The sequence below is a fragment of the Butyrivibrio sp. AE2032 genome (genome assembly GCF_000702965.1).
Genome location: NZ_JNLF01000002.1, coordinates 351760 through 364648 on the forward strand (window position 1 = coordinate 351760; position 12889 = coordinate 364648).

The 12889-nt window shown below is 48.9% G+C and carries 7 protein-coding genes; all 7 read right to left on the minus strand.

Annotated elements, in window-relative coordinates:
• The 7 genes from BO18_RS01495 to BO18_RS01525 all read right to left on the minus strand — a co-directional run bounded on the left by BO18_RS01495 (position 1) and on the right by BO18_RS01525 (position 12884).
• Positions 1-4422, minus strand: a complete 4422-nt coding sequence (locus BO18_RS01495; protein ID WP_034442689.1) for an acyl-CoA dehydratase activase-related protein — start codon at positions 4420-4422, stop codon at positions 1-3.
• 18 nt (positions 4423-4440) lie between these two features.
• Positions 4441-5202: a hypothetical protein gene (locus tag BO18_RS01500; RefSeq protein WP_034442692.1), complete on the minus strand. Its 762-nt coding sequence runs from the start codon at positions 5200-5202 to the stop codon at positions 4441-4443.
• A 107-nt stretch (positions 5203-5309) separates the two neighbouring features.
• Positions 5310-6197 carry an undecaprenyl-diphosphate phosphatase gene (locus tag BO18_RS01505; RefSeq protein ID WP_034442695.1) on the minus strand — a complete coding sequence of 296 codons (888 nt, stop codon included), beginning with the start codon at positions 6195-6197 and terminating at the stop codon, positions 5310-5312.
• Between the two features lie 33 nt (positions 6198-6230).
• On the minus strand, positions 6231-7913 hold the full coding sequence (gene leuA / locus BO18_RS01510) for a 2-isopropylmalate synthase (protein ID WP_330379369.1): 1683 nt from the start codon (positions 7911-7913) through the stop codon (positions 6231-6233).
• A gap of 30 nt (positions 7914-7943) precedes the next feature.
• Positions 7944-9437 (minus strand): UDP-N-acetylmuramoyl-L-alanine--D-glutamate ligase, encoded by a 1494-nt coding sequence (gene murD, locus BO18_RS01515; RefSeq protein WP_034442699.1) that lies wholly within the window; start codon positions 9435-9437, stop codon positions 7944-7946.
• A gap of 10 nt (positions 9438-9447) precedes the next feature.
• Positions 9448-11169, minus strand: coding sequence for an ABC transporter ATP-binding protein (locus BO18_RS01520; protein WP_034442702.1), 1722 nt, complete (start codon positions 11167-11169; stop codon positions 9448-9450).
• Positions 11166-12884 (minus strand): ABC transporter ATP-binding protein, encoded by a 1719-nt coding sequence (locus BO18_RS01525; RefSeq protein WP_034442705.1) that lies wholly within the window; start codon positions 12882-12884, stop codon positions 11166-11168. Before BO18_RS01525 ends, BO18_RS01520 begins: the two co-directional genes overlap by 4 nt.
• Positions 12885-12889 lie beyond the last annotated feature (5 nt).

Below are 12889 nucleotides of genomic sequence, written 5' to 3' on the forward strand. Positions count from 1 at the left end.
TTATGAACGCTTCTGCTCTTCTTCGATCTCCTGCTCTCTTACTGCACGAGCCGTGCTGATCATGAGCTTGATCCTGTTGAGCTGATTGGCTTCAGATGCACCCGGGTCGTAATCGATCGGAACGATGTTGGACTTCGGATACTGTCTCCTGAGCTCCTTGATCATGCCCTTACCGGTTACGTGGTTAGGAAGGCATGCAAAAGGCTGTGCGCATATGATGTTCGGAACGCCGTCCTGGATAAGTTCGATCATCTCGGCGGTCAGGAACCAGCCTTCGCCGCAGGAGTTGCCGCAGCTTAAGACAGTCGATGACTTCTCCGCGAGTTCCTGAATCCTCTCGCTCAGCATGAACTTGCCGTTTGTCTTTGCAAATTCCTTGTTGATCGGCTTTCTGAGTGACTCCAGGAACCTGATGGCTGTCTTCATAAGATAACCTGTCGTCTTGCTTTTTCCGAGGTTCTGAGCCTGCCAGAGCGGGTTATAGGCACAGTACAGGAAGAAGTCCAGAACGCCGGGCAATACGGCTTCGCATCCTTCAGCCTCGATAACGTCAATGGCATTGTTGTTTGCGTCAGGCTGGAACTTAACGAGGATCTCTCCTACAAGTCCTACACGCGGTTTTCTCGGGATGTCGGCAAGAGGCAGAGCGTCAAACTTAGCCACTGCGAACTTGACGAATTCCTTATACTTCGTGATAACCGGAGGATTATCCATATCGACGCCGATGGAACTCAGACACTCACGGATCGCCTTCTTCTCTTCGATGCTCTTCATGAAATAACTGTTGGGCATCATGACATCGTATCTCTCGGTGAGGTCATTGAGATTTTTCGGGTTGAATAGTCTCCTTCCGACTCTGTTGACGTAAGAATACAGGGCATTTGCAGAACCCGGCACCTTCTCATAAGGACGGACTCTCAAAAGCAGTGTCGAGAGCATGTCTCCGGCACACAGAGCCTTAATTGCATCAAGAATGAAGGATACAGTGTATTCAAAGCCCTCGTTCTTTTCGAACCTCTGCGCAGAGATGGTGATTACGGGAATCTGAGGGTATCCTGCCTCCTTCAGCGCTTTGCGGAGGAATGCGACGTAGTTTGTCGCACGGCATCCGCCGCCCGTCTGTGTGATCGCGAGCGTGGTGTTGTCAGGATCGATGTCGCCCTTCAATATCGCGTTGATCATCTGACCTACGACGATGAGCGTCGGGAAGCATGCATCGTTATTTACGTATTTAAGGCCGCATTCGATATCCTCTCTCGTGGCCTGCTTTAAGAGCTTGAGCTTATATCCGTGCTTATGGAATACGGACTCTACAAACTCGAACTGAATGGGAGCCATCTGAGGCGCAAGGATCGTATGATTCTTCTTGTGTTCCTTCGTAAACTCCACTCTGTGTACCGTATACGGAGCGTCATCAGAATCAGCATTGGACTGTGCTGTCTGTTCGAGTTCCGATCTCTCATTCATCGCAACGACAAGTGATCTCATTCTGATCCTTGCGGCGCCGAGGTTGGATACCTCGTCGATCTTAAGGAGCGTATAGAGTTTGCCTGAAGATTCGAGGATCTCCTGGACCTGGTCGGAAGTAACCGCGTCTAGGCCGCAGCCAAAGCTCGTAAGCTGTACGAGTTCAAGGTCAGGCCTCGTGATGACGAAAGCAGCTGCCTCATAAAGTCTCGTGTGATACATCCACTGGTCGATGACTCTGATGGGTCGCTTGAGTACGCCCGGCTTTGCAACCGCGTCTTCGGTAAGGACAGCAAGACCCAGCGAATTGATCATCTGCGGGATGCCGTGATTGATCTCGGGATCGCAGTGGTAAGGTCTTCCTGCAAGGACGATACCCTTGAGCCCCTTTTCCTCCATCTCCTTCAATATCTCGACACCCTTGTTCCTGATGTCTTCCTTGTACTTGAAGTATTCTTCAGCACCGGCCTCGACAGCCTTCTTCGCCTCAACTGCGGACACACCGAGATAAGCGAAACATTCCGTAAGGTGCTCAGCGACATTATCGAGATTATCAAGAGGCATGAACGGATTTAAATATCTGATGTTCTTCTCGATAAGGTTCTCGACGTTGTTCCTGATAACTTCCGGATACGAGCATACGATCGGGCAGTTATAATGGTTGTTCGAATTTGAGTTCTCGATATTTTCGTAAGGAATATCGGGATAGAAGATAGTAGTGATCCCGCGCTCAATGAGATTCTCGATGTGACCGTGAGCGAGCTTTGCGGGATAACATACGGACTCTGAAGGGATGGTCTCCATGCCGCCTTCATAGATCTTATGTGAAGACCTTGCGGAGATGAGCACCCTGAATCCGAGCTTTGTGAGAACAGTAAACCAGAAAGGATAATTCTCATACTGGTTGAGTACTCTGGGGATACCGATCTCGCCCCTGGGAGCATCTTCAAGCTTCAGAGGCTTATAGTAGCTGAATGTTCTCGAATACTTGTAATCGAAAAGATTAGGGAGCTTTTTCTTGTTGTTTGCAGGTTCCCTGTCCAATGCCAGGTCCTCGCCTCTCTCGCAGCGGTTGCCGGATACGAACTTCGTGCCGTTGGAGAAAGTTGCGATCGTAAGACGGCAGTGGTTCGTGCAGCCCTGGCACTGTGTATTCTCGGTATCCATGGAGAATGAATCGAGTTCATCCTTTCCGAGCACATTTGACCTTGCTCCATCCTTTGCCCTCTTCTGTGCTATGAGAGCGGCGCCGAAAGCACCCATCAGTCCTGCTACGTTAGGTCTTATTACGTCACGTCCCGATACGAGCTCGAAACATCTCAGGATGGCATCATTAAGGAATGTACCGCCCTGAACAACGATATTTTTACCGAGCTGCTCCGTATCGCGGATCTTGATAACCTTGTAGAGAGCGTTTCTTACGACTGAATACGAAAGTCCTGCGGAGATATCGCCTACGGAGGCGCCTTCCTTCTGAGCCTGCTTAACCTTGGAATTCATGAATACCGTGCAGCGCGTTCCGAGATCGACAGGCTTGGTCGAACTTAATGCCGCTTCGGCAAACTCGGGCGTTGTAAGTCCCAACGTCTGCGCGAATGTCTGGATGAAGGATCCGCATCCCGAAGAACAAGCCTCGTTGAGCATGATGGAATCGATTACACCATTCCTGATCTTCATGCACTTCATGTCCTGGCCGCCGATGTCGATGATGAAGTCGACGTTCGGGCAGAAGAACTTGGCAGACTGGAAGTGAGCCATAGTCTCGATCTCACCAAGATCGATGTTAAGAGCTGCCTTGATGATGTTCTCACCGTAACCGGTAACGCAGGAATTGACGAGATAGCAGTCTTCGGGCATCTTCGAATAGATATCCTTCATGATATTGACCGCGCTCATGACGGGGTTGCCCTTATTGCTTGCATAGTATGTGTAGCAAAGCTCGCCCTTTTTGTTCATGACAACGGCTTTAGTAGTTGTCGAACCTGCATCTATACCTAAGAAAAGACCTCCGTGCTGATTCTTGAAATCAAGAACCGGGATCTGATCTTTCTTATGTCTTTCATCAAAAGCTTTCTTCTCTTCCTCGCTCTTGAAGATCGGATCGATCCTGATGATGTCGGGTACAAAACCTTCCCTGTTCTTTAATTTTACAAGGAGGTCTGAAAGATTAACCGGATTCTTGCCGTCTGCCGAGAGAGCCGCGCCGAGCGCAACATATATCTGCGCTTCCTCAGGCATCCAGAATGAATCCACCTTGCCTTCAAGAGTACGCTCGAAAGCGTTCCTGAGCTCTGAATTGAAGAACAGCGGTCCTCCTAAGAAAGTAACATTGCCCTTGATAGGTCTTCCGCAAGCGAGACCAGATATAGTCTGGTTTACTACTGACTGGTAGATTGAAGCAGCGAGGTCTTCTTTTGCCGCACCTTCGTTGATCAGCGGCTGCAGGTCGGATTTAGCGAAAACGCCGCAGCGGCTTGCGATCGTATAGAGCGATCTGTAATCTTTTGCAAAGTTGTTGAGACCGTCAGCATCGGTCTGAAGGAGCGAAGCCATCTGGTCGATGAAAGAACCCGTACCGCCTGCGCATGTACCGTTCATTCTCTGCTCAAGTACCGGGTGCATGTAAGTGATCTTGGCATCCTCACCGCCGAGCTCTATTATGACATCGGTCTCAGGGTGAAATGTCTTAATGGCCTGTGTCTCGGCCATAACTTCCTGCGTAAACTTGAATCCGAGCCAGTTTGCAACGGATAGTCCGCCGGAACCTGTTATTACGACATCGACGTTGATGCCGGGGAACTTTTTGTTAAGATCCTCGAACAGGTCATTCAAAAGACCCGATACGTCCGAGTGATGCCTCTGATAGTCGCTGTGGATGATCTCCTCTCCGTCCAGCAGGACCACCTTGATCGTTGTAGATCCGATATCAAGACCGAGCTTGTATACCTTGTCCATCAATAACCTCCAGTTATCTTATCTTTCTTGCTTCGGCATGCCCTTGGGCTGTACCGATTTTTGAGCCGCAGGATAACCCGTTTCCCTGTAGCTCTTGCGTGAAGCGCCGTTCTGGCGCGGTTTGTTTGTAGATTTCTTGCGTGCGGGGATGGAACCGAAGAGCTTAAAGGACTTGTCCTTTAGATCCTTAAGCCAGTTCATCTGCTCGCTCCTCAATGTTTCTTTGAAGTTCCTTGAATCAAGGCCTTCCTTAAACTCAGCGCTCAAAGAAACGCGCAGGAGCTCGTCCGGAACGCCCAATGCAAGATCGAAAGGCTTTCCGAATGTATCTCTGACCTCAAGCTGCAGTGAATCGCAGATGATCTTGCAGTTGGCTTCGTAGAGCTCGACTCCGCACTTTATGCCGAGCTGGGTCATGAGACCCGTAAAGTTCAAAGTGATATACGGCAGATTGCCCGAAAAAATAAGATGAAGGCATATAAGCTTCATATAAGACTCAAGACAGATGCATTCCTGGTCGCAGATAAGCGACAGGTCGCCTTCAGAAGTCATCTTGGATATATCGGCCTTCTCGTTCTCAAAGCCGTTGGCCCACAGGAAATAGAGTTCCCTGTAGACTTCCTTCTTGAAATACTCGAAATCGCGCGTCAAAGGTTCAGCTAAGACCTTGTTCCCGAGATTGAAGATATACTGCATATATGACACTTCAAGATAGCTCGGGACCGAGAAATATTTGAAGTAAGCCGCCACATCACGGCTGTTGTATATGTACTTTCGCAAAAGTGCTCTCCTGTCTGCATAATAAATCAGTATGGATTATAGCATAAACAGGCTAATATACTTATTAAAAATATTATATGTTTTGAGGCAAAACTTTTCCGGAAATATCAGGCCATGGAAGCGCCGTTGCCGCCGATGACTCCGACTGCGCCGAGGATGAGGACGAGGACGCCCAATGCAATACGGTACCAGCCGAATACGGTGAACGAATGCTTCCTGATAAAAGCCATGAGCCTGTTGATGATGAGCAGGCTGACACCGAATGCCGTGATCAGGCCTACAAGAAGAAGACCGACCTCATGAGCGGTAACGCTTCCGTCGTACTTCAGGATCTTGAGAAGGCTTGCACCGAACATGACGGGGATGGCCAGAAAGAAAGCAAACTTCGCAGCAGCATCTCTCTTGATGCCGATACCGATGGAACCTACAATGATGGAACCGGATCTTGAAGCGCCGGGGAAAATGGCAGCAAGGAGCTGGAAAAGGCCGATAACGACGGCATGTCCCCAGTTGATCTGGTTTACGGTCTTGACGGAAGGAGTCGAATCCTTCTTAAGATGCTCAACAACGATGAATGCCACACCGAAAACGATAAGAGCTATTGCAACTACAACATAGTTGTAAAGATGCTCATCGAGCCAGTCGTCAAAAGGAACGCCGACAATGATGGCGGGAATGCAGGCGACAAGGATCTTGAGCCACATAATGATCTTGTCCTTCTTGATCCAGCTGCCTATGCCCGTCTTTGCAAACGGATGATCGTTGTCCTTTACGCCGAAGGGCCATATGTCTTTCCAGAAGAGCACAACAACAGCCATGATGGCGCCGAGCTGGATGACTACAAGGTAAAGGTCATAAAACTCAGGTGAAACGTTGAGTTTTAAGAACTCGTTCAATATGATCATGTGTCCGGTCGAACTTACCGGGAGCCACTCAGTGACACCCTCCACGATACCGAACAGCAAAGCAACTACATAATCCAAAAACCATTCCATAGATTAATTATCTCCTTTTTTCAAACCAGACAATCATAACACACTTATCATCCTGTTAAATGCACAAACTACGGCACGGACGGATGATTTTGTGACAGAACTCGATACACCGGCTCCGATGTAAGTGTTCCTGTTTGCCTTGTTGGTTATCTCGATATAAGTGATAGCCGCAGAGTCAGAACCCGACTTCATTGCATGCTCAGAGTAATTCGAGATGGAGAAATCGATCCCCGTATATTTGCTGAAAGCACTGACAAAAGCATCCAAAAGACCGTTGCCCTGTCCTTTTATGGTGACTTCCTCGCCGCCGTATGTTATAAGGGCTTCCACGGTGGATACCTGGTCGCTGTCCTGCTGCTCGGAGAAGTTCTTTAAGCCGTAAGGCTCAAGAACGTTGATGAACTTGTCGTCGAACAGATCGAAAATCTGCTGCGGAGTAAGCTCGTTTTCAGTACCGCCGGCTTCAGTGGCAGCCTTGACGACAGGCAGGAAATCACGCTGGAATCTCTTCGGGAGCTGAACTCCGAAATAAGTCTCCATGACATAAGCGATGCCGCCCCTGCCCGACTGCGAATTGATGCGGATGATGGGCTCGTATTCCCTTCCGACATCTTTTGGGTCGATAGGAAGATACGGAACTGCCCAGATGCTTTCTCCGCGCTCCTCCATCTTCTTTCTGCCCTTGTTTATCGCATCCTGATGGGAGCCCGAGAAAGCCGTAAATACGAGCTTTCCGGCCCACGGGTGCCTCGGCTCGACCTTCATTCCGGTCAGTTCCTCATAGATATCTATTGTCTTATTCATGTCTGAGAAATCGAGCCCGGGATTGATGCCCAACATCATCATGTTTATCGCAAGAGTAATGATATCAACGTTTCCCGTTCTCTCGCCGTTACCGAAAAGAGTTCCTTCCACCCTGTCGGCTCCTGCCATCAGACCGAATTCGGAAGTGGCGACCGCCGTGCCTCTGTCGTTGTGCGTATGCAGCGAGACGATGATGGATTCCCTCCATTTTGTATGTCTGGTGAAATACTCTATCTGGTCGGCATAGACATTTGCCGTCTGGTATTCGACTGTCTCGGGAAGATTGATTATGACCTTGTTTTCGGGCGTAGGCTGCCAGACGTCAAGCACCGAATCGCAGATCTGAACCGCGAAATCGAGTTCCGTGTCAGAAAAAGCCTCTGGCGAATACTCGAGCATGAACTTCGTTCCGCTCTTATCTTCCCTGATCCTGTCAATTATCATCTTTGCGCCGTCAACGGCGAGCTTGATGCATTCTTCGCACGAGAAATCGAATACAACGTCTCTGTGGAGCGTGCTGGTCGCATTGTAAAGGTGGATTATGACCGCAGGAGCTCCTTTTACGGCCTTCATTGTCTTATCGATGATATGGCTCCTTGACTGGGTGAGGACCTGAATGGCCACATCAGAAGGAATGAGGTCATTATCGATCAGGTATCTGCAGAAATTATAGTCTGTCTCGGAAGCAGCGGGAAAACCTATCTCGATCTCCTTAAAACCAACGGAGCAGAGATACTTGAAGAACTCGACCTTTTCTTCGAGCGTCATGGGGACTTCAAGCGCCTGGTTTCCGTCCCTAAGATCGACAGAGCACCATATGGGAGCCTTGGTTATCCTGTTCCCCGGCCACTTGCGGTCCGGAAGATCCACAGTCGGATGAGCCTTGTATCTTTGATAATTCATGTCAGCCATATTTTTTCCTCCACCCAAGAGCCAACAGTATTATTCAAGTCCGTTTACGAGATCCCTGAACATGTCTCCTCTGTGTTCAAAGTGCCTGAAATGGTCGTATGACGTGCCGATGGAAGACATAATGACTATCTCACCGGGCTTAGCCCACTCCCTGGCCTTTCTGATCGCCTCTTTATAAGCATTTACGACATTGTCGCGTGTTTTGGGGAACTCATAGACATCGCCTTCCTTATCGGGGATGCGGTAAATCTCATATTTGCGTCCTTTTGCTTCCTTTGCGATGATGTCAGTGACAAGATCGGCATTGGAACCGTAGATTATAATCCTGTCACATACATTCAGGATGGCGTCACCGAGTTTGGCATAAAGACACTTCTTGTCGGCACCGCCGCAGATAAGAACGCCGTGCTCATTTCTTGATGCCAGCGCATTCATGGTGTTGAGCGAACGGTTCGGAGAAGTATCTATGGATGAGTTATACCACCTTACGCCGTCAAGCTCTCTGATGAACTCGATCCTGTGCGGAACTCCCTTGAAATTCTTTGCTACATAAGCGATATCCTCAGGTTTTACATAATCTATAACCGCACATGTCGCGGCAAGGAAATTCTCGACATTATGGCTGCCGGGAATAAAGATCTCGTTTACGCCGCAGATATCGAAGATCTCACCCTGTTCCTCATAGACCAGTCTGCCATCTTCCGTATATGCTCTGGGGTAAAGCGGCGAATCTGATCTCATTACCTTGCCCTTGTTGGCCGAGAAGAGCTTTACTCTTCCTCTTGCGAGATCCTTCATCTCATAAGTAAGATCGCATCCTGCATTGAGGATCACCTTTCCTACCGGCCCCTGGTTTCTGAAAACATTAACCTTTGCCTGGATGTATTCGTCGTAGTCCTTATGGAAATCCAGATGGTTAGGCGTGATGTTCGTAACTATCGCGACATCGGCAGGCGTACTCATGCCAAGGAGCTGGAAAGAAGACAACTCGAGAACGACCTTGTCATCAGGTCCTATCTCGGCGATCCTGTCGAGGAGCGGAGTTCCGATATTTCCGCCGATCCATACCTTATATCCAGCCTGCTTTAAGATCTCGGCAGTAAGCGTAGTCGTAGTGGTCTTTCCGTCAGAACCCGTAATCGCGAAGATCTCCGCGGGACAGAGGTTCATGAAAAGTTCCATCTCAGTCGTAAGTATGGATCCCATCTCCTTTAATGCCTGTAGTTCGGGAGTCTCAAACCTCATCTTAGGGGTCTTGAAAACGATATCGTAATGATCATCCCTCAGATGCGTGAGATAAGAATCGCCCAAAGACCATTTGATGTCAGGCGACACCTGCTTCAGCAGATCGATATTCTTTCTTAAGACAGGATCTTCCTCGGTCATCTTATCGCACGCCGTAACATCACAGCCCAGCGAAACAAGCCACTTTATAAGCGGCGTGTTCGAGATGCCGATGCCGATAACGGCAGCCTTCCTGCCTTTGATATAAGTCTTGAATTCTTCGAGCTTACATTTGCTCATAGTTCCTCCTTTAATCGGATATGTACGAGGCGTAAAGCCTGCTGTAGAATCCGCCGTTTGCGATAAGTTCATCGTGTGATCCGATCTCCGAGACCTTGCCGCCGTCTATTACGACGATCTTGTCACAGTTCGTGATCTGCGAGAGCCTGTGCGCGATTATTATGCTCGTTCTTCCGTTCAGAAGCTCCCTTATGGCCTTCTGAATACGGTCTTCAGTAACAACGTCTACTGATGACGTGGCCTCATCGAGGATCATTATCGAAGGATCCGAAGCCATGGCTCTTGCTATAGTAAGGAGCTGCTTCTGACCTTCCGAGATATCATCCCTCGAATTGTCCAACATCTCATTATACCGCTTTGGCAGTTTTCTTATAAAAGAATCACATCCGGCTTTCTTTGCGGCCGCGAAAACCTGATCCTCGGTGATGTGAGAACCCGAAAATCTGATGTTTTCCATTACCGTGTCATCCGAAAGCCAGGTATCCTGGGTAACGAACCCGATATAGTGACGGAGCTCCGACCTCGGGATATCTTTTATTGACCTGCCGTTGATGAGGATATCTCCCGAATCAGGCTCATAGTAACGCATCAGAAGATTGATCAGCGTCGTCTTGCCGCAGCCCGTGGGACCCGCTATCGCAAAGGATTCACCCTTGCCGACCTTAAACGAGATGTCCTGAAGCACGGGTCTTCCCTCAACATACGAGAAACTGACATTCTTAAACTCGATATCAAACTTCGTGTTCTTATCGGGCAGTGCTTCCGTGATCTTTTCTTCAGGTATCTCGGGACTGTCCAAATGCGCGAAGATCCTGGCAAGACATGCAAAACTGTCGGAAAGCTCCGTATATACCGCGGAAAGGTCGTTGAAAGGCTTCATGAACTGGTTGGCGTATGCCAGTAGCGTCGTAAGCGATCCAAGCGTTATCGCACCGCCAATACCCGCCATGCATCCAGTAAACACGACTCCTGCGTAAATAAGGGCGTTTACGAATCTCGAGGACGGATTGCTGATGGATGAGAGGAATGTGGCTTTGGTCGAAGTCTTCTTGTATTCCTCGTTTATCCCATCAAAACCGGAGCTCCTTTCCGAAGTAACGTCATAAAGTTTGCACTCCCTGAAGTTATTTACGGATTCGGCGACGTAGGAAGTCTGTCTGCTTCTTATCTGCGCCTGTTTTGCAAAGGACTTGTATGCGCCTTTGGCGATCAGGGTGGAAACTGCGATCGAAACGGGCGTGAATATAACGACGATGAGGGATATCTTCCAGTTGATGTAGAACATTACCGCAAGGGTAATTATTATCGTTGCGATGCCAGAAGCGAACTGGTTCAGGAATAACAGCATACCGTCAGATACGGTCTCAACGTCACTGATGATGAGACTCTGCAGAGCTCCGACGGAAGACCTGTCGATATAAGCCATGATTACTTTATGCATCTTGGCATAAGCGGCATTCCTGAGATTTAATCCGATCGTATACGCGATGCGGTTATTTATCTTGATCATGACGAACTGCAGTACGGCTGCAACGGCAAGCAGAACGATAATATTGACGATCAGCTTTACGAGCTTATCAATATCGCCCAATGAGTCGACGGCTCTTCCTGCGAAATACGGTATCGCGACACCTGCGCATCCGAAAAGGATGCCGATAACAATGGAGAGTACGGCAAGAGGCCCCGAACCCTTGAGATAAGACAGAAGGCGCCTGATATTCTTAGTGTTCATGAGGCACCTCCCTTCATCTGAAGCGAGTTCATGTATCTGTAGTTTTCGGATATCCTGAGGAGTTCCTCATGCGGGGCTATCGCCTCTATCCTGCCGTCATCCATCAGGATTATCCTGTCGCAGTTCATGCATGTCCTTACTTTCTGAGAGATAAGGATAACCGTAGGCTTTGTCTCTATGGAGCCGATGTTGTTTAGGAGCCTTTTCTCGGTTCCCCAGTCCAGAGCAGAAGTCGAATCGTCGAGAATTATAAGGCCCGGTCTTCCCGCAAGCGCTCTTGCTATGCCGATCCTTTGTCTCTGTCCGCCCGAGAGGCCCGCGCCGCCGTCGGAGATCTCATAATCAAGACCTTCCTTCTTTGAAGATACAACGTCGTCGCTGCAGGATAATCTGCATGCGTTACTGATATCTTCATCAGACAGCTCCTTGCGTCCCAACGCGATGTTTTCCTTTAAAGAGCCCTTAAAGAGCCTTGTTTTCTGAAGACTCATGCCAACAGAAGAAGCCAGACTTGAAGCTGCTATGTCATTTATGTTTATTCCGTCCAGGAGCACCTCGCCTTTCTGAGGCTGATAGATGCCGGCAATAAGAGCCGCAGCCGTTGATTTGCCGCAGCCTGTACTTCCGATGATGCCGATGGTCTCGCCCGGTTTAATATCAACGGAGAAATCCTTTACCGATTCCTCGTTGTTTCCCGGATAAGTGAATGAAGCATTTTTCACGGAAACGGAAACGGAATTGCCGCTTAATGCTCCTGAGCCCTGAGTTGCTGTACTCTTTATTCCGTAGAGCCCCTCTGCCCTCTTAAGGCATGCATAAGCTCTTGATACGGATACTATAAGATTTGCAAGCTTAACAAGCTCCACAAGGATCTGTGACATGTAGTTATAGAGAGCGACAACCTGTCCGTCAGAAAGATCTCCGATGTTGAAATGGACGGCGCCTCTGTATATCAAAAGACATATCGCGAGATTAACCACGGCGTATGTCAGCGGATTGAGCCATGCCGCAAAATCGGCAGCCTTTATCTGAGATGCGTTCAGAGCTTTGCTCTTTGACTCGAATTTCTCATAGTCGCCGGAAGTCTTGTTAAAACCTCTAATGACTCTCTGGCCGGCAATTCCGTTTGATGTCTTCTTAACGAGAGCGTCAAGGCCTTCCCTGGACTCCTTATGCCTTGAGATCGAAGACTTCATGTTAAGACCTATTACAGTGGCAAGAAGCGCCGTACAGCAAACGAAGATCAAAGCCATCGAAGGCTTGACGACTGCGGCCATTATGCATGCGCCGATAACGATAAAAGGAGACCTCAAAAGAAGTCTCAGGAAAAGATTGATGCCGGTCTGTATCTGATTGACGTCAGAAGTCAGGAGCGTGACCATGCCTGAATTGCCGACCTTTTCATAGTCGCTCACGGAAAGCGTCTGGAGCTTGTCGTGCAGACTCTTTCTGATGCCCGAGGATATGCCCGTAGCAGCATAAGCCGCGAAATACTGCGCAGTTATTGCGCTGGCAAAGCCCACTACCGCAAAGAGGACAAGGATGAGCACCCTTGACCTGACATATGCCATGTCGCCCTGCTTGATGCCCAGGTCAATGACTTTTGCAACTATGAGAGGAACAGTCAGTTCAAAGCATGCCTCGAGGAGCTTAAACACGGGGCTTAAGATCGAGGCAGTCTTATATTTGCCGATATGCTTTATCAGGAACTTCATGATCT